The following is a 23877-nucleotide window of genomic DNA, read 5'->3' as shown; positions in this document are numbered from 1 at the left end:
ATGAGAAGACTTAAGCGTGATCCGTTGGAAAGAGCATATTCACGTGGCTACCAATACGGGGTCACCGGCAAATCCCGCGAACTTTGCCCCTTCAATCTTCCTTCTGTTCGCCAAGCCTGGATCAACGGCTGGCGTGAAGGTCGCGGTGATAACTGGGACGGAATGACTGGCACCGCTGGCATCCATAGACTCAACGAAAATCACGCCGTTGGCTGAACGAGGACACTGAATTCGATTTACCATGCACGCCCCATCCGGGCGGCGGGCGAAGGCCCAGGGGCCCCTTGAAGGGGCCCTTTTTTATGCCTTGGCAAACCTCATCAGCTGCACCCACCCGCCCCCTGCAGGGGCGGGCTGGTCACCGCGGCATTGCCGCGATAGCATCCACCGCTTCGCGAATCAGCGCCGGCCCTTTGTAGATGAAGCCCGAGTAGATCTGCACCAGGCTCGCCCCGGCCGCGATCTTCTCGGCAGCATGGCGGCCTTCGGTAATGCCCCCGGCGGCAATGATCGGCAACTTGCCGCCCAGCTCACCTGCCAGCACCTTGACGATATGGGTGCTCTTCTCCAGCACCGGTGCGCCCGACAGGCCGCCCGCCTCGCCACCGTACGGCAATGCTTCGACACCTTCACGGCCCAGCGTGGTGTTGGTGGCGATCACCGCATCCATGCCCGACTCCATCAGCGCGGCGGCCACCAGCGCCGTTTCTTCGTCGCTCATGTCCGGCGCGATCTTGATTGCCAGGGGCACGCGCTTGCCATGTGCACCGGCCAGTCGTTCGCGGCGCTCGGCCAGGGCGTCGAGCAACTGCTTGAGCGAGTCGCCGAACTGCAGGCTGCGCAGGCCCGGGGTATTGGGCGAGCTGACGTTGACCGTGATGTAGCTGGCGGCGGTGTAGACCTTGTCCAGGCAAATCAGGTAGTCATCGACGGCACGTTCGACCGGGGTATCGAAGTTCTTGCCGATGTTGATTCCCAGCACCCCCTTGTAGCGCGAGGCGCGTACGCGCCCCAGCAGGTGATCAACGCCCAGGTTGTTGAAGCCCATGCGGTTGATGATGGCCGTGGCTTCCGGCAGGCGGAACAACCGTGGCTTGGGGTTGCCAGGCTGCGGACGCGGGGTGACAGTGCCGATTTCGACAAAACCGAAGCCCAGCTGGGCGAAGCCGTCGATGGCCGCGCCGTTCTTGTCCAGGCCAGCTGCCAGCCCCACCGGGTTGGCGAAGTTCAAGCCCATGACCGAAACCGGCAATGACGCCGGTTGCTTGCACAGCATGCCGTTGAGGCCCAAACGGCCACCGGCGCCGATCAGGTCCAGGGACAGGTCGTGGGAAGTTTCCGGGGAAAGCTTGAACAGCAGCTGGCGGGCCAGGGTATACATGGGCGGGCAAGGCTCAGGGTGAGTGAGGGGGCGATTATAGCCAGCGCGGGGCTGACAGGACAGCAAATCGTGGAGCGCTTGGCACATCGGTTGCACCCGTTCAGCCCACAGCCTTATCAGTAAGGGCGAGGACTCTTGTGAACACTGTACCCCGAGCAACGCCCCTGGCCTGGGTCAACGGCAGCGACGCGCCGGAAAAAACCAGCCTGAACATCGGCTACATGGCCCTGACCGACTGCGCCTCGGTCGTGGTCGCCGCCACCCAGGGCTTCGCCCAGCAGCACGGCCTTACCCTCAACCTCCAGCGCCAGGGCTCGTGGGCCGGGCTGCGCGACAAGCTGGTCAGCGGCGAACTGGACGCCGCCCATTGCCTGTATGGCCTGGTCTACGCAGTGCACCTGGGCATCGGCGGCGTACCTGCCAGCGACATGGCCGTGCTCATGGGGCTGAACCAGAACGCCCAGGCTATCAACCTGTCCCCTGCCCTGCAGCGCAAGGGCGTGACCAACCCTGAGGCACTGGCGCGTCTGGTGCACCAGCATGGCGCACGCCTGACGTTCGCCCAGACCTTCCCCACCGGCACCCACGCCATGTGGCTGTATTACTGGCTGGCCAGCCAGGGCATTCACCCGCTGCGCGACGTCGACAGCGTAGTGGTGCCACCGGCGCAGATGGCTGCACACCTCCAGGCCGGGCGCATTGACGGCTTCTGCGTCGGCGAGCCCTGGGCCGCCGACGCCGTGAACAAAGGCCAAGGCTTCACCCTGGCCACCAGCCAGTCGATCTGGCCGGATCACCCGGAAAAGGTCCTGGCCTGCGCCCGCATCTTTGCCGAGCAATACCCCAACAGCGCCCGTGCGCTGGTCAAGGCGATCCTCACCGCCAGCCGGTTCATCGAGCAAAGCCCGGAAAACCGCCGCAGCACCGCGCAACTGCTCAGCGCAAGCGCCTACCTGGACACCCCGCTGGACAGCATAGCCCCCCGCCTGCTCGGCCATTATGAGGATGGCCTGGGCAACCAGTGGCAAGACCCACACGCCCTGCGCCTGTTCGACCAAGGCCGGGCCAACCTGCCCTATCTGTCCGACGGCATGTGGTTCATGACCCAGTTCCGCCGCTGGGGCCTGCTGCGCGAAGACCCCGACTACCTCGGCGTGGCCCGGCAGGTCCAGCAACTGCAGTTGTACAGCGAGGCCGCACAGAGCCTGGGCATCGCTTGCCCAGGCCAACCGATGCGTAGCAGCCTGCTGATCGATGGCTCCCGCTGGGACGGCAGCGACCCCTTCGGCTATGCCCGCAGTTTCAGCTTGCATGCCTTGGGCGAGTTGCCCGATGCCCGTGTCGGCGCGTGAGGGGGACGAACATGTTGCGCATCCTGCTGATCGACGACACCCAGAGCAAGCTCGGTCGCCTGAGGGCTGCGTTGAGTGAGGCCGGCTTCGAGATCATCGAAGCCCCAGACCTGACCATCGACCTGCCCGCCTGCGTCGAAACGGTGCGCCCGGACGTGGTGCTGATCGATACCGACTCGCCAGACCGCGATGTGATGGAACAGGTAGTGCTGGTCAGCCGTGACCAGCCGCGGCCCATCGTGTTGTTCACCGACGAGCACGACCCCGGGATGATGCGCCAGGCGATCCAGGCAGGGGTCAGTGCCTATATCGTCGAAGGTATCCATGCTGCGCGGCTGCAGCCGATCCTGGACGTGGCCATGGCCCGCTTCGAAAGCGACCAGGCACTAAAGGCGCAGCTGCTGGCGCGCGACCAGCAATTGGCCGAACGCAAGCGCATCGAGCAGGCCAAAGGCTTGCTGATGAAAATGAAGGACTGCAACGAAGAGCAGGCCTACACCCTGATGCGTCGCCAGGCCATGAGCCGGCAGCAGAAGCTGATCCAGGTGGCCGAACAGATCATTGCCATGCATGAGATGCTCGGCTGATGTGCTGAAAAATCCGAGCAAGCCGCCCCGGAAGTTGGCCCATCTCTTGCTGAACAAATCTCACCGGTAGCCAACGGCGGTTACCCCACTTGAATCCCGACAAAGACGTCGCTCTCCCCTCCACACCCATGGAGCGGGTAGCGGCGTCTTTTTCGTTCCGTTGTACTACCGAGTGAGGTGTTCGATGAGTGCCAGCTTCTGGAAATCCGGGCATGTGCCCACGCTGTTCGCCGCGTTTCTGTACTTCGACCTCAGCTTCATGGTCTGGTACCTGCTGGGCCCGTTGGCGGTGCAGATTGCTGCCGACCTGCAACTGAGCGCACAGCAACGGGGCCTGATGGTGGCCACGCCGATCCTGGCCGGGGCAATCCTGCGCTTTGCCATGGGCGTTCTGGTCGACCGCCTGTCGCCCAAGACGGCTGGCCTGATCGGCCAGGTGGTGGTCATCGTCGCCCTGGCCGCAGCCTGGTACCTTGGCGTGCACAGCTATGAACAGGCCCTGCTGCTAGGCGTGTTCCTGGGCTTTGCCGGTGCGTCATTCGCCGTCTCGCTGCCGCTGGCCTCACAGTGGTACCCGCCACAGCACCAGGGCAAGGCCATGGGCATCGCTGGCGCCGGCAACTCCGGCACGGTGTTCGCGGCCTTGCTGGCACCGGCACTGGCAGCCGGCTTTGGCTGGAACAATGTGTTCGGCTTTGCGCTGATCCCGCTGTCACTGGCGCTGGTGGTGTTCGCCCTGTTGGCGCGCAATGCCCCGCAACGGCCCAAGCCGAAAGCCATGGCCGACTACCTCAAGGCACTGGGCGACCGTGACAGCTGGTGGTTCATGTTTTTCTACAGCGTGACCTTCGGCGGCTTCATCGGCCTGGCCAGCGCCCTGCCCGGCTACTTCAGCGACCAATACGGCCTGAGCCCGGTCACCGCCGGCTACTACACCGCCGCTTGCGTGTTCGCCGGCAGCCTGATGCGCCCGCTCGGCGGCGCCCTGGCTGACCGTTTTGGCGGCATCCGCACCCTGCTGGGCATGTACGGCGTGGCCGCCATCTGCATTGCCGCAGTCGGCTTCAACCTGCCCTCTGCCGCGGCCGCACTGGCGCTGTTCGTCAGCGCCATGCTCGGCCTGGGTGCCGGCAATGGCGCAGTGTTCCAACTGGTGCCACAACGCTTCCGCCAAGAGATCGGGGTAATGACCGGCCTGATCGGCATGGCCGGGGGCATCGGCGGCTTCCTGCTGGCGGCCGGGCTTGGCACCATCAAGCAGCACACTGGCGATTACCAACTGGGGCTGTGGCTGTTCGCCAGCCTGGGCCTGCTGGCCTGGTTCGGCCTGCACGGGGTGAAACAGCGCTGGCGCACCACCTGGGGCTCGGCTGCAGTCACTGCAGCACGGGTCTGAGGCACGCCGATGAGCCTGCAACTGAGCTTTGCCCAGGCCAGCGCCACCGGGCCGCGCGCGGAAAACCAGGACGCCCTGCGCCTGGTCACGCCGGCACCAGAACTGGCCGCCAGCAAAGGCTACCTGTTCGCCCTGGCCGACGGCGTCAGCCAATGTGCCGACGGCGGCCTGGCGGCGCGCGCCAGCCTGCAGGCACTGGCCCTGGATTACTACGCCACGCCGGCCACCTGGAGCGTGGCCCAGGCCCTCGACCGCCTGCTGCTGGCGCAAAACCGCTGGTTGCGCGCCCAGGGCAGTGGCCAGCCGTTGCTGACCACGCTTAGCGCGCTGGTGTTGCGCGGCCGGCGCTTTACCTTGGCCCATGTAGGCGACTGCCGGGTGTACCGCTGGCACGAGGGGAACCTGCAATGCCTGAGCGAAGACCATGTCTGGGACCAACCGGGCATGCAGCATGTACTGAAACGGGCGCTGGGCCTGGACCAGCACCTGCTGGTGGATTACCTGGAAGGCGAGCTGCAACCGGGCGAATGTTTTCTGCTGCTCAGCGACGGGGTCTGGGCCAGCCTGGGCGAACAGCACATCCAGGCCGTGCTGCGCGAGCAAACTGACCTGCAACTGGCCGCCGACACCCTGGTGGCCAGTGCCCACCTCAACGGCAGCAAGGACAACGCCAGCGCCTTGCTCGTGCAAGTCGAACAACTGGGCACGGCCACCCTGGGCGATACCCTGGCGCAACTGCAACAATGGCCAGTGCCCGGCCCGCTGCGCGAAGGCCAGGTGATCGACGGCTGGCAGGTCGAAACACTGCATGCGCACAGCCGCCAGTCCTTGCTGTACAAAGTGCGCGATAGCCAGAACCAGCCTTGGCTGCTCAAGACCCTGCCCACTGCACGCGAACAGGAACCGGGGGCGGCGCAAGGGCTGCTGCTGGAAGAGTGGTTTCTGCGCCGCATCGCCGGCCGGCACTTCCCCGAGCTACACGCCGCCAGTCAGCGCCAGCACCTGTACTACGTGATGCGCGAATATCCCGGCCAGAACCTGGCGGCGTTGCTGGCCGAACAGGGCCCGCTGCCCCTGCCGCAATGGCTGGAAGTCGCCCGGCAACTGCTGCAGGCAGTCGGTGTGCTGCATCGGCGCAACTTGCTGCACCGCGATATCAAGCCAGACAACCTGCACCTGGGCCGTGATGGCCAGCTGCGCCTGCTGGACTTCGGCCTGGCTTATTGCCCGGGCCTGTCCGAAGACCCGCTGCACGAGCTGCCCGGCACGCCCTCGTACATCGCCCCTGAAGCATTCGATGGCCACCCGCCCAGCCCGCGTCAGGACTTGTATGCAGTGGGCGTGACCCTGTTCCACCTGCTGACCGGACACTACCCGTACGGCGAGGTAGAGGCCTTCCAGCGCCCGCGCTTCGGCCAGCCGGTCAACGCCGCGCGCTACCGACCCGACCTGCCGGAATGGCTGCAGCACAACCTGCTGCAGGCCGTGGCGAGCGACCCGGCGCAGCGCTTCGAAACCGCCGAACACTGGTTGCTGCTGCTCGAGCGCGGCGACCGCCAGGAACTGCCCTGCCGACCCCGGCCGCTGCTGGAACGCGAGCCGCTGAAGGTGTGGCGCACCCTGGCCCTGTTGTCGTTGCTGATCAATCTGATACTGCTGTTCACCCTGCTCAAGGGCTGAACGCACCTTGCCGATGAGGAAACGTTGATGAATGCAAAAGTATGGCTGGTCGGTGCCGGCCCTGGTGACCCTGAACTGCTCACCCTCAAGGCAGTGCGTGCGTTGCAGCAAGCCGCCGTGGTCATGGTCGACGACCTCGTCAACCCGGCAGTGCTCGAGCATTGCCCGCAGGCCCGGATAATGACCGTGGGCAAGCGCGGCGGCTGCCGCTCTACACCGCAAGCGTTCATTCAGCGCCTGATGCTGCGCCACGCGCGACAGGGCCGTTGCGTGGTGCGGCTCAAGGGCGGCGACCCTTGCATCTTCGGCCGTGGCGGTGAGGAGGCACTGTGGCTGCAGGGCCATGGCATCGAAGTGGAGGTGATCAATGGCATCACCGCCGGCCTGGCCGGGGCCACCCAATGCGGGATTCCCCTGACTTCACGGGGCGTGAGCCGAGGGGTGACGCTGGTGACGGCGCACACCCAGGACGATAGCGAGCTGAACTGGGCGGCCTTGGCTCAGGGCGGGACAACGCTGGTGGTCTACATGGGGGTGGCGCGGCTGGAACAAGTGCGCCAGGGATTGCTGGCGGGGGGCATGCCGCCGGGAATGCCGGTGGCGATGATCGAAAATGCCTCGTTGCCGCAGCAGCGGGAGTGCAGAAGCGATGTGCAGGGAATGGTGGAAGCTGCGCGGGCGTTTGGCCTGCGTAGCCCGGCAATCCTGGTGATTGGGGAGGTGGTTGGGGAGCAGCAGGCTGTGGGGCGGATCGCAATCGCAGGCTGACTGCAGGAGCGGCCTTCGAGGCCGGTTAAACCCAGGCAAAGAAAAACCCGGCCGAGGCCGGGTTTTTCATGAAGCTTCAAACCAATTACTTGGCCTGGGCTTCTACCTGAGCTTCAACGCGACGGTTGACAGCACGGCCTTCTTCGGTGGCGTTGTCAGCAACCGGACGGGTTTCGCCGTAGCCAACCGAGTCAACACGGCTGGATTCTACGCCGTACTGCTGGGTCAGCACTTGCTTGACAGCGTTGGCACGACGCTCGGACAGCTTCTGGTTGTAAGCGTCTGGACCCACGGAGTCAGTGTGACCTTCAACCACGGTGGTGGTTTGTGGGTACTGCTTCATGAAGTCAGCCAGGTTTTTGATGTCGCCGTAGCTGTTAGGCTTGACGACCGACTTGTCGAAGTCGAACTTGACGTCCAGCTCAACGCGAACGACTTCGGCAACAGCCGGGCAGCCGTCGGCGTCAACGGTAACGTTGGCCGGGGTGTCTGGGCACTTGTCGACGTTGTCGCACACGCCGTCGTTGTCGGAGTCGGAGCAGACTTCAGCAACTGGAGCAGGAGCAGCTTCAGCTTGCTTCGGGCTACCGCCGAAGTTCAGGCCAACACCAACGCTCGGGGCCCACTCGGTGTCGCCCTGGTCGATGTTGTACTGAGCTTCTACGCCGGCACGGGCATAGAACATGTCGGTGATGTACCACTTGGCGCCAGCGCCAACGTTGGCGAAGGTGGAGTGGTCACGACCGCCACGGCCGGTCTGGCCCAGCGACTGGTGCGAGAAACCAGCGGAAACGTACGGACGGATGGCGTCGTACGGGTTGTTGAAGTGGTAAACGGCGTCCAGGGCAGTGTTCGAGCCCTTGATGTTCTTGCCGTCTTCGCCACGAGCGTTGTGTACTTCGTCGTAGCCCAGACGCAGCTCAACGTCGTCGGTCAGGAAGTAACCGATCGAGCCGCCGAACAGGTTGCCGTCGTTCTTGAAGTCGCGCTGGCTGTCGAAGAATTCTTTCTTGTAGAAGATTTCAGTCTCGACGGCGCCTTGACCTTGTGCCATAGCGCCAATCGAAGTGGCGGCTACAAGCGAACCAATGGCCAAGCCCAAGGTGTTTTTCAATTTCATCCGTTAAATCCCCATCTGGTGATAGTTAAGCAGTCCCACCACAAACAAGAGGGACAACTCGACGGCGAGTCTAGCAGAACTCGCCGGTTCGTTAGAGATATTTGCACGCCACTAAGTTTCATCAAGGCCGGCAAATTTCTCCCGAAGCTTGTCTAGCGCGCGCTTGTAACGCATTTTCGTCGCGCTCAGGCCCATGTGCATGATGTCGGCAATTTCCTGAAATTCCAGCTCTGCGACAAAACGCAGCACCAGAATCTCCCGGTCAATCGGGTTCACATGCACCAGCCACTTGTCCAGCCCGCCTTTTTCTTCCGGCTTTGGAGCCTTGTCTTCGGACGCCTCTTCAACAGGGTCCAGACTCAAGGCATCCATCAACCGACGTTTGCGGCGCTCCTTGCGGTACTGGGTAATGCACTCGTTGTAGGTGATGCTGTAGAGCCAGGTCTTGAACTTCGACTTACCCTCGAAGTTTTTCAGCCCGTACAGCACTTTCAGCATCACTTCCTGACAGACATCGTCCGCGTCACGGTCGTTCCCCAGATAACGCGCACAGACGTTGAACAGGGTCCGTTGGTAGCGCCGCATGAGCTCTTCATAGGCGCGGGTAACGTGGTACAGCTCCTCATGCGAACGCGCCACCAACTCTTCGTCTGTGAGCTCGCGGGGGTCATAGCGCATGGGCGGCGAATGAACTTTATTCAAAACGGATCTGGCCGACAGTCAGGTCAATGTCGCCGCGCGACCCCGTGGGTCGAATTTCGCGGCGGCATACATTAACAGCTTTTGTGCGGTTAGCGGCTATTGACGCGCTGTTCAAGCAGCTCGCGGTTAGCCAGTGACACCAGTTCGCCATCATCGGTCAGCAGCGTCGTCTTCACCGTACCGATCTCCTCGATATGCCCTTCGACCTCTCCAATCCGCACCTGCTGGCCGACTTGGTACAGCTCGCGCACGTAGATGCCGGCCAGGATCTGCCCGGCAATTTCGCGACTGCCAAGGCCCATGGCCAAGGCAACGGCCAGACCAACGGTAATCAGCCCGATAACGATGACGTGGTTCAGCAGGTCGGTTTTCACTTCAAGCTGGCTGATGGCCACCGAGATGCTGATGATGATCACAAGGCCTTGGGTAATACGCCCCAGACCCGCCGAGTATTCCAGGCCGATACCTTCGGCAGCGCCACGCACCAGGCCGTTGGCCACCTGCGCCAGCAGTACGCCGGCCAGCAGCACCAGGGCCGCGCCGAACACCTTGGGCAAGTACAGGGCGAGCATGTCGAGGGTTGCCGAAACCCGCTCAAGGCCCAGCGATTCGGCAGCCGAGACCAGGAAGATGAGCAGCACGAACCAATAGACGATCTTGCCGATCAGGGTCGAGATCGGCACCTGGATACCGCCGCGACCGAGCATTTTGGTGAGGCCGGTGCCGGCCATCAGGCGGTCCAGGCCAAATTTGGCCAACAGTTTGGACAGCAGCGTGTCGAGCAGCTTGGCCACCACGAAACCGAGCAGCACCACGACCAGCGCGCCGAACAGGTTGGGGATGAAGTTCGCTACCTTGGTCCAAAGGGCAGTCATCGCGGTGACCAGGCTCTGGGTCCAGAGATCGAGTTCCATATTCAATCGGCCTTATCTGCTTTGCTGCCAGTGGCAGCGTTGCGGGAAGAGTGTCGACGCACCGGCGCAACATGCGCCGAGCCATTGTTCACGGCAATCAGCAGCGCCTGGCTCCAGCGGCCAAGCAGGCTGAACAGATCACCCGCGCCAACCTGGCGGTTGGCGGTTTTCAGCACGCGACCCAGGCAAGCGGCGTCGTCCCGGTCGTCCCGGTCATTGCCGGAGGGTGACGCCTTGAGCAGGTCGCGCAGGGATTCTTCAAACGGATCGTGCATGGGCACCTCGCGCAGTGTCAGCAAGAGACGAGATGGCCGGGCGACGGGTCACACATCCTGTTGGCACGAAGGTTTCAAATTGCACAGCTATACCCACCGCAACCGCCGGAACAGCCACCACTGCCCCACGGCCAACCCCAGCACGACGATGCAGGCGAACAGGAAGCCCAAAGGGTTTTCCGCCCCGGGGATGCCGCCGACATTGATGCCCAGTAGCCCGGTGACAAAGCTCATGGGCAGGAAGATGCAGGTGATGATGCCAAAGCGGTACATGGTGCGGTTCATCCGCTCGCTACGCCGCCGGTCCTCGCTTTCCAGCACCAGCGCAGCGCGTTCGCGGGCCAGTTCCAGCTCTTCGAGGTAGCGGATCAGGCTGTTGTTGAGTTCATTCCAGTAATCGGCGTCGGCATTGGCGAACCAGCTCCATTTGCTGCGCGACAACTGCGCGTAGATTTCCCGTTGCGGGGCGAGAAAGCGGCGCAAGCCAGCGGCACGGCGGCGGATCTGCTGCAGGCTGCCCTGCTCCGGGGCATACCGCTCGTCGGATTCGACCTTTTCTTCCTCCAGGTCGACGAGCTCGGCCAGGTCGCTGACCAGGCCCTGGACCTTTTCGGTCAGCAACTCGCCCATCAACAGCAACAGTTCCGAGGCCGATTTCGGCCCCCTGCCCTGTTCCAGCAGCTGGAGAATTTCATCGCTGGCGCGCAACGGCCGCAGGCGCAGCGAAATAACCCGCTGCGCCTCGGCGAAGATGCGTACCGAAACCATGTCTTCGGGCTCGGCACCCGGGTTGAGGTTGACCCCCCGCAGGAACAGCAACAGCTGTTCGTCCGCCATGGGCAGCAGGCGCGGCCGGGTGTTTTCTTCCAGCAGCAGCTCGCAGGCGAACTCGCTCAGGCCGCTGTCGTGCAGCAGCCAGGAACGGGTTTGCGGATGGCTGCGGTCCCAGTGCAGCCACAGGCTCTGCTCCGGTTGCAACTGCAGGTCGTCCAATTCGGTACGGGCAATCGAGCGCGCGCCACCTTTGCCATCGAGCACCAGGGCATGCACCAGCCCCCACTGCGCGTTGTCTTCCTCGAACATCAAAGCTCCATCAGCGCGTGCGGCGCATTACTCCGGCATTTTCAGCGGTTTCGGCGAGACCAGCACGCCATTGTTGTCGGCATACACATACTCACCCGGGCGGAAGGTTACCCCGGCGAAGGTCACCACCACGTTGAGATCGCCAATACCCCGCTTGTCGGTCTTCATCGGGTGGCTGGCCAGTGCCTGCACACCAACGTCGGTCTGGATCAGCACGTCGACATCACGCACGCAGCCGTAGATCACCAAGCCTTCCCAACCGTTTTTTGCGGCTTTTTCGGCGAGCATGTCGCCGAGCAGCGCACGGCGCAGCGACCCCCCGCCATCGACCACCAGCACTTTGCCCTTGCCGTCGAGTTCGACCTGCTCCTTGACCAGCGAATTGTCCTCGAAACACTTGATGGTAACGATCTGGCCACCGAACGAATCGCGGCCACCAAAATTGCTGAACATCGGCTCCAGCACTTGTACCAGGTCCGGGTAGGCGTCACACAGGTCGGGCGTTACGTAATGCTGCATGGGAAGCTCCTGTCAGTCACAACGAAAGCGGGTATCGGCCAAGGCTACACCTTGGAGGCTGTCGCAGTCATCCGGGACCGGGCAGTCATTTGTATTCATCCTGTATTGGCCCTTCCACGCGTGACCCGTTCCTGCACAGGAACGCGCCGCTGTGTAGGAGCGGGTTTACCCGCGAATACGGTGGCGGCGTCAACGGTGAACGGCGGGTGGAGATTGGCCAGCAGGCCCGGCCCTTTCGCGGGTAAACCCGCTCCTACACGCGGCCAGCAAACTCAGCTGGCAGGCACAGGTTCCGCAACGACAGTGGACGCATGCACCGGCAGCAGCGGGTTGCGCAGCCAGCGCTCCACCAGCGGCCACACCTGCACCTGCGCGGCCTTGCTCACCAGCATATCGACATGCCCGAAGGCCTCGAAACCTTCTTCACGACCCAGCCGCAGGAACTGCTTGCGCTCGCCGCCCAACTGCTCGAACAGCTTGCGACAGGCCCACACCGGGTCCTGGAAGTCCCCGGCACCGGCCACCGCCAGCAGCGGTACATCCACTTCAGCCAGCCCTGCCCACCAATCGTGCTTCTTGTCGCCAAAGCGCCCGAACAGGCCGTGCCAGCGCATGCTCTCCAGGGCGAGGCCTATCGGCTCGTCTTCAGGCCCACGCTTGAAACGTGGCCCGGATATCTGCCCCCAACGCTTGAGCACCAGCTTCGCGCCCCAAGCCAGCGGCGGCACTTTCAACGGCCAATAGACACGGCTGATCTGGGTACCGAACAGCGCCACGCTGGCGATTTGCCCGGGCTCCAGGAAGCCGCCACCCAGTGCTGCCGCCAATGTCGTACCACCCAGCGAATGGCCCACCCAGTGCGGCGCCTGGCCCGACTGCTCGCGCACGAACGCGTTGATCAACGGCAGGTCATCACGGGCGTAGGCGGCAACGCTGTTGTGTTTCCAGTCATGGTTACGCGGCGACAGGCCGTGGCCTCGCATTTCCGGGATCCAGACATCGAAACCGGCGCGCGCAAGGTAGGCACCCAGGCCAACCCCTTTGGGCGAATACCAGAAGCGCCGATTGGAAAAACTGCCGTGCAGGAGAATGACCGGCACGCCTTGGGCCTGAACCTGGTCGGCCAGCCCCAGACGGGTGATGGCGAGCTCGACGCTGGGGTCCGGGCCATTACCGGCCTTGATCCGATACACGTCTTCGCTGAGATCGCCGCGGCGCTCGGCACTGAGCAGGGCCACGGGGAATAAAGTGCTGCTGCTTTGCATAAGGTTGCTTGGTGCACAAAAAAGGGCGGGGTCCATTGCTGGAGCTCGCCCTGGAAAAAACCAGGCAGGAGGGCGCCAGACGCCCCCCCGCGTTTACTGCATCAGGCCGCGCCTTGGCCTTCGGCCAGGAAGAACCAGGTCTCGAGTACCGAGTCCGGGTTCAGCGACACGCTTTCGATGCCCTGCTCCATCAGCCACTTGGCCAGGTCCGGGTGGTCCGATGGGCCTTGGCCGCAGATGCCGATGTACTTGCCAGCCTTGTTGCAGGCGGCAATGGCGTTGGCCAGCAGCTTCTTCACCGCAGGGTTACGCTCGTCGAACAGGTGGGCAATGATGCCCGAGTCACGGTCCAGGCCCAGGGTCAGCTGGGTCAGGTCGTTGGAGCCGATCGAGAAGCCGTCGAAGTATTCCAGGAACTCTTCGGCGAGGATGGCGTTGGACGGCAGTTCGCACATCATGATCACGCGCAGGCCATTGTCGCCGCGGGCCAGGCCGTTTTCGGCGAGCAGGTCGACGACCTGGCTGGCTTCGCCCAAGGTACGCACGAACGGCACCATGATCTCGACGTTGGTCAGGCCCATCTCGTTGCGCACACGCTTCAGTGCACGGCACTCGAGCTCGAAGCAGTCACGGAACGATTCACTGATGTAACGCGAAGCACCGCGGAAGCCCAGCATCGGGTTTTCTTCTTCCGGCTCGTACAGCTTGCCACCGATCAGGTTGGCGTACTCGTTGGACTTGAAGTCCGACAGGCGCACGATGACCTTTTTCGGGTAGAAGGCCGCCGCCAGGGTGCTGATGCCTTCCACCAGCTTCTCGACGTAGAAGCCGACCGGGTCGTTGTAGCCGGCGATGCGCTTGTCGACGCTTTCTTTCAGGTCGGCAGGCAGGCCCGCATAGTTCAGCAGCGCCTTGGGGTGCACGCCGATCATGCGGTTGATGATGAACTCCAGGCGTGCCAGACCGACACCGGCGTTGGGCAGCTGGGCGAAGTCGAAGGCGCGGTCCGGGTTGCCGACGTTCATCATGATCTTGAACGGCAGTTCCGGCATGGCATCGACCGAGTTCTGCTTGATGTCGAAGCCCAGCTCACCTTCGAAGATGAAGCCAGTATCGCCTTCGGCACAGGAAACGGTCACGCCCTGGCCATCTTTCAGTACCTGAGTAGCGTTGCCGCAACCGACTACCGCCGGGATACCCAGCTCACGGGCGATGATCGCCGCGTGGCAGGTACGGCCACCGCGGTTGGTGACGATGGCACTGGCGCGCTTCATCACCGGTTCCCAGTCAGGGTCGGTCATGTCGGAGACCAGCACGTCGCCCGGCTGGACCTTGTCCATTTCCGATACGTCGTTGATGACGCGAACCTTGCCGGCGCCGATACGCTGGCCAATGGCACGGCCTTCGACCAGCACGGTGCCTTTCTCTTTGAGCAGGTAGCGTTCCATGACGTTGGCGCTGGAACGGCTCTTCACCGTTTCCGGGCGGGCCTGGACGATGTACAGCTTGCCGTCGTCACCGTCCTTGGCCCACTCGATGTCCATCGGGCGCTGGTAGTGCTGCTCGATGATCATGGCCTGCTTGGCCAGCTCGCTGACCTCGGCATCGGTCAGGCAGAAGCGTGCGCGCTCGGCGCGGTCGACTTCGACGGTCTTGACCGAACGGCCGGCCTTGGCTTCGTCGCCATAGACCATCTTGATCGCCTTGCTGCCCAGGTTGCGGCGCAGGATGGCCGGGCGGCCGGCCTGCAGTGTGTTCTTGTGCACGTAGAATTCGTCAGGGTTGACCGCACCCTGTACGACGGTTTCGCCCAGGCCATAGGCGCCAGTGATGAATACCACGTCGCGGAAGCCCGACTCGGTGTCGAGGGTGAACATCACCCCGGCAGTGCCGGTTTCCGAGCGGACCATGCGCTGCACACCGGCAGACAAGGCAACCAGCTTGTGATCGAAGCCCTGGTGCACGCGGTAGGCGATGGCGCGGTCGTTGAACAGCGAAGCGAACACTTCCTTGGCCGCGCGGATCACGTTATCGACGCCGCGAATGTTGAGGAAGGTTTCCTGCTGGCCGGCGAACGAGGCGTCCGGCAGGTCTTCAGCGGTAGCCGAGGAACGCACGGCAACGGCCATGTTGTCGTTGCCGGCGGCCATTTCGGCGAAGGCCGTACGGATTTCCGAATCCAGGCGTGGCGGGAATTCGGCTTCCATGACCCACTGGCGAATCTGCGCGCCGGTCTTGGTCAGGGCATTGATGTCGTCAACGTCCAGCGCGTCGAGCGCGGCGTGAATGCGGTCGTTCAGCCCACTCTGCTCGAGAAAGTCACGGTACGCCTGAGCCGTAGTGGCAAAGCCGCCCGGCACCGACACGCCGGCACCGGCGAGGTTACTGATCATCTCGCCCAGGGATGCGTTCTTGCCCCCCACATGCTCCACATCATGGACGCCGAGCTTATCGAGGGAAACTACGTACTCTACCAAGGTGATCTCTCCACTAACTGTGTTGGAAAAGCTCAAAAGGCGCCCGCCTGTCTTCTATGACTTGGCCGGGCGTTTGTGGCCTGTACCTGGAAAATAGGCGCTGCAAATGTGGCAGAATGTCGACAGCCGCATTCGGCAAACCGAACTTATCATATCCAAGAATCGCCATCAGCTTAAGGCCCAGATCGCAAATGAAACGAACCGCGTTCTTCATCTCCGACGGCACCGGTATCACTGCCGAAACCCTGGGCCAGAGTTTGCTCGCGCAATTCGAGAGCATTCCCTTCAACAAATTCACCCGCCCTTACATCGATTCGCCGGACAAAGCGCGGGTCATGGTCCAGCAAATCAACGCTGCGGCCGAGCGGGATGGGGTACGCCCGATCATCTTCGACACCATTGTCAACCAAGACATCCGCGAGATCCTGGCGACGTCGAATGGCTTCATGATCGACATCTTTTCTTCGTTTTTATCCCCACTTGAGCAGGAATTGATCGCCCATTCGTCGTATTCCGTGGGCAAATCTCACTCGATCGGCGGCAATTCCAACTACATGGAACGCATCGAGGCGGTGAATTTCGCCCTGGATAACGACGATGGTGCACGCACCCACTACTACGACAAAGCCGACCTGATTCTGGTTGGCGTGTCGCGTTGCGGCAAAACCCCAACCTGCCTGTACATGGCCATGCAGTTCGGCATCCGTGCCGCCAATTACCCGCTGACCGAGGACGACATGGAGCGCCTGCAGCTGCCGGCGGTGCTGAAAAAGCACCACAGCAAGCTGTTCGGCCTGACCATCGACCCCGACCGCCTCACCGCCATCCGCCACGAACGCAAGCCCAACAGCCGCTATTCCAGCTTTGCCCAGTGCGAATTCGAAGTGCGTGAAGTGGAAAGCCTGTTCCGCAGGGAGAACATTCCCAATATCAATTCCACGCATTTTTCGGTGGAAGAGATTTCCGCCAAGATTCTGGTCGAAAAAGGCGTGGAGAGGCGGTTCAAGTAACGCCCCCGCCCCCCCTGTAGGAGCGGGTTTACCCGCGAATACGGTGGCGGCAGCGACAGTGAACGGCGGGTGGAAATTGGCCAGCAGGGCCGGCCTCTTCGCGGGTGAACCCGCTCCTATGTATGGACTCGCCCACACTGTCTAGCTGCTTTTTTGAACATAGGAACCCGGTTGCATCTATGTATCAGGCCTGTTCGAGGAAGCTTTTTGCTTCTGGCCAACATCGTGGTGAGCTCGCAGTGTGCCGTTTACATGGAGGCCACTATCAGGCCTGTAGGAGCGGAGGCATCGGTCTGCGACGGTCTTACCTAGGGTCAATGTTCACTAGCAGGGGTTGGAGCGCCTAGCGCCCCGGTGGCATTACCCGGTTGGTCAGAGGCTCATAGCCGCCTCCGGTTTTTCGTTCGGTTTGCGTTGGTAAACCTGATCGCTCTGTAACAGGGCCCAGATAATCCGCAGATTTCGATTAGCCAGCCTGATCGCCGCCTCCTTGCGCCCAAGGCGGGATAGCCAGCGCAAGAGGCGGCGATCATCTGGCTGATCGGAATCAGGCCTTAACTGACTCAAGACAGCATGCGCGCCCTGGATCATCAGGCTGCGTATGTAGCCGTCACCGCGCTTGCTCATCTTGCCCAATCTGATTTTGTTTCCGCTGCTGTGCTGATCGGGCACGATACCGAAGAAGGCGGAATACATTCGGCCACTGGCGAAGCGGCTGGGGTCGGTCTGTTTCGCCACGATCGCCGTGGCAATGATAGGGCCGACGCCACGAATGGTGATCAGTCGCTGAGCGACTTTATCCTCTTGGGCAGTCGCTTCGAGCCGGCGGCTCAGCGCCGCTATGCGTTCACCTAGAGACAACCAGTCCATCAGCAACTCATCGAGCAACTCGCGCAACAGGTCGGGTAGAGGCAAGGAAGCATCCTCAAGCGCCTGAGGCACATGCTTATTGATCGCGGCATCGCCCTGGGGCATGGATACGCCATGCTCGAGTAGCAAACCACGGATCTGATTACCCAGCGCGGTATGTCGCTTGATGTTACCGCGCCGGATACGGTGCAGCGCTTGAATAGCCAGTGCTGTGGTGCTCTTGATCGGTATCGAAGCGATGCTCGTATCGCGACCGGCACGCAAAATGGCATAGCAGTCGTTACGATCGTTCTTAGCACCGCTGCGATGTTCGGCGACACGTTGCGCCGGCAGGATGCGAACCGGATTACCTTTGGCCTGCAGCAGTCTGGCCCAGGCTTGTGCACCTGGACCGCACTCCATCAAGACGGCCACGGTCGTTGGCAGCCTGAGCAGGAAATCGTGGAACGCTTGGCGGGATTTGATGCGATCTTCGTAGATCACCCGACCAGTAGCGTCCTCGCCTGCTAATTGGAAGACCTGTTTGGCCAGGTCTACGCAGATGGTTGTGCAAAGCTCCACATCAGTGGAAGACAGGGAATCGTGTTTCGAACTATGCTTTTTCATGGTCTCGCCCTCGCTGCCGTTGGCTTCTTCGAACACCACCGTGGCACTGTGATGCCTCGGCGGGGGCGAGTCCATCGATTACACGACGGGCTGTGTCCAACCCCCGATGTGTGTCCACCACCAATCGGTGTAGGAGCGGGTTCACCCGCGAAAGGGCCACCCCAGGAATACAAAAAAGCCCCGGCATCACTGCCGGGGCTTTGTTTTACCTCACCACAAGGCTCAGGACGGCACCACCGCCGCCTGCCCGCTCATGGCCAGGTCGACCAGCTCGCGGTTGGCCACCGCGTACATCGCATAGTCAGTGCCCGTGGCATTGCGCAGGTCGTCGAGCATGGCGCGCCAGCGCTCCACCATTCCCCGATGCTGCTCTGACCACAACGCCACGCGGGCATCCATGTCTTCCGGTGCATCGACCATCTGCAGGACCGAAATGGTGATCGCCCGCTGCTGCAAGTCGATATCATCGCGGAATGCCTCGCGGGCCAGCGCCTGCCAGTTGTTTTCCACCGGCAGGTTGCTGATTTCCTGCAAGTACCAGGTCAGGTCCAGCGCGCTGCCCACGGCGAAGAATGCCTTGGCCACCTGCGCAGGCTCATGGCCAGTCACGTCGGCCGCTTCAATGATCGGCAGCAGGGTGTACAGGTGGCTGGTACCCGCCACCATACGCGCCAGCAACTCCGGCACACCGGCGTCGACAAAGCCCTGGTAGCGGACCATCCAGCGTTCGCGGGTAGGGCCTTCGAGCAGCTCATCCAGCTTCAGACCCAGCTGCGCGATCTTCGGCCCGAAGTGCGCGGTATCGCGCCCGGCGTCCTGTTCGTTACGGCGGCTTCGCAGGAACCAGCGGGTGGCACGGCGGCCCAGGCGCATCAGCTCGTCCATCAGGGTAAGCTGGATTTCCGCCGGCACCTGATAGTCCAGCGCCTCGATCTGGCGGAACCAGTGCGGCAGGTGGAAGATGTCGCGCACGATCACGTAAGCGCCGGCCACGTTGGCCGGGCTCATGCCGGTCGACTCCTTCAGGCGCTGGACGAAGGTGATACCCATGTTGTTGACCAGGTCGTTGGCGATCTGGGTGCTGACGATTTCGCGCTTCAGGCGGTGGCGGCGCATGGCCTCGGCGAACTTGCTGACCAGGGACGGCGGGAAAGCGGTGTCCATGTCACGGGTCAGGTAGTCATCGTCCGGTACCAGCGACTTGAGCAGTTGCTCCTTGAGGTCGATCTTGCTGTACGAGATCAGCACCGACAGCTCGGCGCGGGTCAGGCCCTGGCCGGCAGCCAGGCGTTCGGCCAACTGCTCTTCGGACGGCAGGAATTCGATGGCACGGTCCAGCTTGCCCCGCGCCTCGAGATCGGCCATCAGGCGCTTGTACTCGGCAATCCGCTCGCGGGCGCGGCGGGCGGCCAGCGACAGCGCCTGGGTCTGCTTGTAGTTGTTGCCCAGCACCAGGCTGGCCACTTCGTCGGTCATGCTGCCCAGCAGCTGGTTGCGCTGCTTCTCGGTCATGTCGCCACCCTGCACCACTTCGTTGAGCAGGATCTTGATGTTGACCTCGTGGTCGGAGCAGTCCACGCCGCCGGCGTTGTCGATGAAGTCGGTGTTGGTGGCGCCGCCGTTCAGGCCGAACTCGACGCGGCCGAGCTGGGTCATGCCCAGGTTGCCGCCCTCGCCCACTACCTTGCAGCGCAGTTCGTTACCGTTGACCCGCAGCGCATCGTTGGCCTTGTCGCCGACATCGGCGTGGCTTTCAGTGCTGGCCTTCACGTAGGTACCGATACCGCCGTTCCACAGCAAGTCCACCGGGGCCTTGAGCAGCGCGTTAAGCAGCTCGGTCGGGGTCAGGCGGTCGGCTTCGATGGCGAAGCGCTCTTTCATCTGCGGGCTGATGGCGATGCTCTTGGCACTGCGCGGGAAGATCCCGCCGCCTTCGGACATGATGCTGGTGTCGTAGTCGCTCCAGGCCGAACGCGGCAGGTCGAACAGGCGCTTGCGCTCGGCAAAGCTGGTGGCAGGGTCGGGGTTGGGGTCGATGAAGATATGCAGGTGGTTGAACGCGGCCACCAGTTGCAGCTTGTCGGACATCAGCAGGCCATTGCCGAACACGTCACCGGCCATATCGCCCACACCAATGACGGTGATCGGGTCTTCCTGCACGTTGATGCCACGCTCGCGGAAGTGACGCTGCACGCCCACCCAGGCGCCGCGCGCGGTAATGCCCATCTTCTTGTGGTCGTAACCGGCCGAGCCGCCCGAGGCAAAGGCATCGCCAAGCCAGAAGCCGTAGTCGATGGCAATGCCGTTGGCGATGTCGGAGAAGGTCGCGGTGCCTTTGTCGGCCGCTACCACCAGGTACGGGTCGTCATCGTCATGGCGCACCACGTTGGCCGGCGGCACCACGCCACCGTCCTTGAGGTTGTCGGTGATGTCGAGCAGGCCGGAAATGAAGATGCGGTAGCACGCCACGCCTTCGGCGGCGATCTCGTCACGGCTGCCGCCCAGCGGCAGGCGACGCGGCAGGAAACCACCCTTGGCGCCGACCGGCACGATGACCGAGTTCTTCACCTGCTGGGCTTTCACCAGCCCCAGCACTTCGGTACGGAAGTCCTCTTCGCGGTCGGACCAGCGCAGGCCACCACGGGCAACGTTGCCAAAGCGCAGGTGCACGCCCTCGACCCGAGGCGAATAGACGAATATCTCGAACTTTGGCACCGGTTTGGGCAGTTCGGGGATCAGCTTGGGGTTGAACTTGAAGCTGAAGTAGGACTTGTTCTGGCCGTTTGCGTCGGGCTGGTAGAAGTTGGTACGCAGGGTGGCCTTGATCAGGTCCAGGTAGCGCCGCAGGATGCGGTCTTCGTTGAGCACTTGCACGTCGTCCAGCGCAGTCAGAATGGCCTGTTCCAGGCGCTGCTGCTTGTCGTCAAGGTCGTCCTGGGTGAGCTTGCGCGCCAGGTAGAAGCGGGTCTTGAACAACCGGGTCAGCTCGCGAGCGATGTCGGTGTGGTTGTTCAGGGTGCTGGCGATGTAGCCCAGATCGAAGCCCAGACGGATCTGTTTCAGGTAACGGGCGTAGGCACGCAGCAAGGCCACGTCGCGCCACGGCAGGCCGGCGGTGAGCACCAGGCGGTTGAAGGCGTCGTTCTCGGCGTCACCCCGGACGATGTGGATGAAAGCGTCCTGCAGGGTATCGTTGAGCTGCTGGATATCCAGGCTCAGGCCTTCGCTGTAGGTGAAGGCGAAGTCGTGGATCCAGTATTCGCGGCCATTGGCATGGCGCAGGCGATACGGGAACTCGCCGAGCACGCGCAGGCCGAGGTTTTCCAGAATCGGCAGCACGTCGGACAGCGCCAGCGGGGTGTCGGCGTGGTACAGCTTGCAGTGCAGGATGCGCTCGCCCACCTGAGTCAACGGCTGGTAGAAGCTCATGGCCAGCGGCTTGCTTTCCGACAGGTTCAGCACATGCTGCAGGTCGACCACCGCCGAGTGCGCGGCGAAGCGTTCGCGGTAACCGGCCGGGAAGCCTTTGGGGAAATCGGCGAGGATGTTGGTGCCCTGGGCTTCGCCGAAGTTCTCCACCACCAGTGCCGAGTAGTCGTCATGCCACGAGCGGCAGGCCTGGATGACTTCGCGTTCCAGCTGCTGCGGGTCGATGTCGATACGGTTCTTGGGGTCGACCCGCAGGATCAGTTGCACACGGGCCAGTACCGATTCGGAGAAGAAGGTCCAGAACTCGCAGTCGCTGGCCTTCAGGCGCTCCATCAGCACCTGCTGGATCTTCTGCCGCACTTCGGTGGAATAGATTTCCCGCGGGACGTAGGCCAGGCAGTAGCAGAAGCGGCCGTACGGGTCTTTACGCAGGAACACGCGGATCTTGTTGCGCTCCTGGATCTGCACGATTGCCATGACCGTGCTGAACAACTCGTCGATCGGCGTCTGGAACAGGTCGTCGCGCGGCAGCACTTCCAGCACCTGGGCCAGTTCCTTGCCCAGGTGGGCCTTGGGATCAAAGCCCGAACGGCGCTCGACTTCGGCCACCTTCACGCGGATGTACGGAATGGCATGCACGCTTTCGCCATACACCGACGAGGTGTACAGCCCCATGAAGCGGTGCTCCTTGATGACCTTGCCGTCGGCGTCCAGCTGGCGGATCGACACGTAGTCCGGGTAGGCCGGGCGGTGCACGCGGCTGGGCAGCGCGGCCTTGGCGAACGAAAGCAGCAGCGGCTCGTTGAGGTAGGCCACAGCGTAGTCTTCGATGCGCAGCTCTTCTGCCGTCAAGCCCACGCGCAGGCGGCGCGGCAGGCCGAGGAACGACTGCTCGTCGTAGACCATCTGGCCGCCATCGGCGCCGCCCTTGACGGTGAATTCTTCATAGCCCAGAAAGGTGAAGTGGTTATCCAGCAGCCATTCGAGGAAGGCCTTGACTTCGCCCTTCTCGTTTTGGGCGGGGCCGAAGGCGGTTTGCTCCACCTGCGCTACCACTTCACGCAGCTTGGCCTTCATCGGTTCGAAGTCGGCCACCACCACCCGTACCTCGGCCAGCACCTGCTCGATCTCGCGGGTCAGCACCGTCAGCTCGGCGGCATTGGCGCAGCGGTCGATCTCCAGGTACATCAATGACTCGTAGCGCACGCCCTCGCCCTGGGTTCCCTTGGGCAGCAGCTCCAACAGCTCGCCCTTGGCGCCACGGCGCACACTGAGCACGGTGGTTTGCAGGGTGTGGATGCTGTAGCCACGGCGGTTGAGCTCGGTGCGCACCGAGTCGACCAGGAACGGCAAGTCATGGTGCAACACTTCGACCACGGTATGGGTCGACTGCCAGCCATTGCGTTCGTAATCAGGGTTGTACACCCGCACTTGCGGGTATTCGGGGTCGAAACGCTCGATGATGCGCCAGGCTGACAGGGTGCAGCCGGCCAGGTCGGAAAGCCTGCGCTGGGTGAGTTCGTCCAGAGAGATGATGCCGAAGAACTGCTCGGCGAACAGCGCCACTTGTGGCAGGGACTGCTCGCTGATGTGCTGCGCCAGGGCCGCTTGCAGTTGGTGCTGGAAGTCGGCTTTGCTGGCTGCGGTGAAGAACGCCATCTGTGGTACTCCGCTTGGGCTTTGTAATAATTGAAGCGTCGCTGCGTGCGCCGTGTACGGATCAACGATAGCCAACCCGTGGCATGACGGACGGTAAAAACCAGACGTTGAACGTGCGCAGGCACGCCCAGGGCTCGCCGAAGCTTAACGACTGATCGGTCATCTACGCTTGCAGCGCTGCGACAATTTCGGTCAAGGGGCGGTAACTTTACGTTTATGCCTGTACGCAAGACTGTCAGAATTCCCTTCCGTTTCCTTTGACCCGAGCCTGCTCATGCAAATCAACACCGCCCTGCTGTTCGCCACCCCTTGCGATGACGAGGAAGACAACATGGCGACCCTGTGCTGCCACAGCGACAAGGGTCAGATGTTCCTGCTTACCCGTTACCCGGACGAGGACACCGTCGACCTGACGCTGGATGACGAGCCGTCGACGCTGGATGGCCTTAAAGTGACCCTGAGCGCCAAGCGCCTGCTGATCGAAGTGGCGGCCGGCGACCGGGACGCGCTGAAGGGGGATGAAGTACTGGAAATCAACCTGACCAGCGATTTGAGTGACATGGATGAAGTGAAGGAAACCCTGGAGAACATCCTGGCCGGTACTGGAACCTTGGTCTGCGAGCTTTGAACCCTGCCCCTGCCTAGTGGGAACGCGGTCCACCCTGTGGGAGCGGCCTTGCGTCGCGATCGGGCCGCAAAGCGGCCCTGACAATCTTTGCGGCGGAGCTGAAGACCTGGGGCCGCTTCGCGCCCCTATCGCGACGCAAGGCCGCCCCCACAATGA

The 23877-nt window shown here is 62.7% G+C and carries 19 protein-coding genes; 8 read left to right on the top strand and 11 right to left on the bottom strand.

The annotated features are described in order from the left end of the window. Complete coding sequence (gene rmf / locus C4Q27_RS20505) at positions 1-216, top strand: ribosome modulation factor (protein WP_003248687.1); 216 nt, start codon at positions 1-3, stop codon at positions 214-216. 142 nt (positions 217-358) lie between these two features. Here rmf and C4Q27_RS20500 read toward each other — a convergent pair whose 3' ends face one another. Further along, positions 359-1381, bottom strand: coding sequence for a quinone-dependent dihydroorotate dehydrogenase (locus C4Q27_RS20500; protein ID WP_064491091.1), 1023 nt, complete (start codon positions 1379-1381; stop codon positions 359-361). 137 nt (positions 1382-1518) lie between these two features. Between C4Q27_RS20500 and C4Q27_RS20495 the strand changes: the two genes are divergently transcribed. From C4Q27_RS20495 to cobA, 5 genes are all read left to right on the top strand, one after another. Beyond that, positions 1519-2733 carry a CmpA/NrtA family ABC transporter substrate-binding protein gene (locus C4Q27_RS20495; protein ID WP_104887289.1) on the top strand — a complete coding sequence of 405 codons (1215 nt, stop codon included), beginning with the start codon at positions 1519-1521 and terminating at the stop codon, positions 2731-2733. Between the two features lie 11 nt (positions 2734-2744). Beyond that, positions 2745-3320, top strand: a complete 576-nt coding sequence (locus C4Q27_RS20490) for an ANTAR domain-containing response regulator (RefSeq protein WP_003248677.1) — start codon at positions 2745-2747, stop codon at positions 3318-3320. Between the two features lie 184 nt (positions 3321-3504). Beyond that, positions 3505-4716: a NarK/NasA family nitrate transporter gene (locus tag C4Q27_RS20485; protein ID WP_012053187.1), complete on the top strand. Its 1212-nt coding sequence runs from the start codon at positions 3505-3507 to the stop codon at positions 4714-4716. Positions 4717-4725: 9 nt separating this feature from the next. Continuing rightward, a complete protein-coding gene (locus tag C4Q27_RS20480) occupies positions 4726-6396 on the top strand; it encodes a bifunctional protein-serine/threonine kinase/phosphatase (protein ID WP_104887288.1) in 1671 nt (556 codons plus the stop codon). 27 nt (positions 6397-6423) lie between these two features. Further along, positions 6424-7164 carry a uroporphyrinogen-III C-methyltransferase gene (cobA, locus tag C4Q27_RS20475; protein WP_104887287.1) on the top strand — a complete coding sequence of 247 codons (741 nt, stop codon included), beginning with the start codon at positions 6424-6426 and terminating at the stop codon, positions 7162-7164. A gap of 85 nt (positions 7165-7249) precedes the next feature. Here the strand turns inward: cobA and C4Q27_RS20470 are convergent, their stop codons facing one another. The 8 genes from C4Q27_RS20470 to ppsA all read right to left on the bottom strand — a co-directional run bounded on the left by C4Q27_RS20470 (position 7250) and on the right by ppsA (position 15519). Next, positions 7250-8284, bottom strand: coding sequence for an OmpA family protein (locus tag C4Q27_RS20470; RefSeq protein WP_010953090.1), 1035 nt, complete (start codon positions 8282-8284; stop codon positions 7250-7252). A gap of 111 nt (positions 8285-8395) precedes the next feature. Next, the gene (sigX, locus tag C4Q27_RS20465) at positions 8396-8962 is read right to left on the bottom strand and encodes an RNA polymerase sigma factor SigX (RefSeq protein ID WP_003248665.1); all 567 of its coding nucleotides are present in this window, start codon (positions 8960-8962) and stop codon (positions 8396-8398) included. Positions 8963-9075: 113 nt separating this feature from the next. After that, positions 9076-9900, bottom strand: coding sequence for a mechanosensitive ion channel domain-containing protein (locus tag C4Q27_RS20460; protein WP_010953088.1), 825 nt, complete (start codon positions 9898-9900; stop codon positions 9076-9078). Positions 9901-9902: 2 nt separating this feature from the next. After that, positions 9903-10175: a hypothetical protein gene (locus C4Q27_RS20455; RefSeq protein ID WP_014591816.1), complete on the bottom strand. Its 273-nt coding sequence runs from the start codon at positions 10173-10175 to the stop codon at positions 9903-9905. Between the two features lie 87 nt (positions 10176-10262). After that, on the bottom strand, positions 10263-11258 hold the full coding sequence (locus C4Q27_RS20450; protein ID WP_003248655.1) for a zinc transporter ZntB: 996 nt from the start codon (positions 11256-11258) through the stop codon (positions 10263-10265). A gap of 27 nt (positions 11259-11285) precedes the next feature. Then, positions 11286-11777: a ribonuclease E activity regulator RraA gene (gene rraA, locus C4Q27_RS20445; protein WP_010953085.1), complete on the bottom strand. Its 492-nt coding sequence runs from the start codon at positions 11775-11777 to the stop codon at positions 11286-11288. 272 nt (positions 11778-12049) lie between these two features. Beyond that, positions 12050-13042: an alpha/beta fold hydrolase gene (locus C4Q27_RS20440; protein ID WP_232968829.1), complete on the bottom strand. Its 993-nt coding sequence runs from the start codon at positions 13040-13042 to the stop codon at positions 12050-12052. A 101-nt stretch (positions 13043-13143) separates the two neighbouring features. Beyond that, positions 13144-15519 (bottom strand): phosphoenolpyruvate synthase, encoded by a 2376-nt coding sequence (gene ppsA / locus C4Q27_RS20435; RefSeq protein ID WP_020193548.1) that lies wholly within the window; start codon positions 15517-15519, stop codon positions 13144-13146. A gap of 191 nt (positions 15520-15710) precedes the next feature. On the opposite strand from ppsA, the gene C4Q27_RS20430 reads away from it, so the two are divergent. Beyond that, complete coding sequence (locus C4Q27_RS20430) at positions 15711-16529, top strand: pyruvate, water dikinase regulatory protein (protein ID WP_010953083.1); 819 nt, start codon at positions 15711-15713, stop codon at positions 16527-16529. Positions 16530-16901: 372 nt separating this feature from the next. On the opposite strand, the gene C4Q27_RS20425 is transcribed toward C4Q27_RS20430, so the two are convergent. After that, positions 16902-17960 (bottom strand): IS110-like element ISPpu11 family transposase, encoded by a 1059-nt coding sequence (locus C4Q27_RS20425; protein WP_098316384.1) that lies wholly within the window; start codon positions 17958-17960, stop codon positions 16902-16904. Positions 17961-18227: 267 nt separating this feature from the next. Further along, positions 18228-23093 carry an NAD-glutamate dehydrogenase gene (locus C4Q27_RS20415; RefSeq protein WP_020192900.1) on the bottom strand — a complete coding sequence of 1622 codons (4866 nt, stop codon included), beginning with the start codon at positions 23091-23093 and terminating at the stop codon, positions 18228-18230. Positions 23094-23367: 274 nt separating this feature from the next. Between C4Q27_RS20415 and C4Q27_RS20410 the strand changes: the two genes are divergently transcribed. Continuing rightward, positions 23368-23721 carry a hypothetical protein gene (locus tag C4Q27_RS20410; RefSeq protein WP_020192899.1) on the top strand — a complete coding sequence of 118 codons (354 nt, stop codon included), beginning with the start codon at positions 23368-23370 and terminating at the stop codon, positions 23719-23721. The last annotated feature ends 156 nt before the right edge of the window (positions 23722-23877 follow it).

This window comes from Pseudomonas sp. SWI36, from assembly GCF_002948105.1.
Lineage (GTDB): Bacteria > Pseudomonadota > Gammaproteobacteria > Pseudomonadales > Pseudomonadaceae > Aquipseudomonas > Aquipseudomonas alloputida.
The sequence above is the reverse complement of the archived record's forward strand: the minus strand, read 5'-3'. Positions and strand labels throughout refer to the sequence as shown.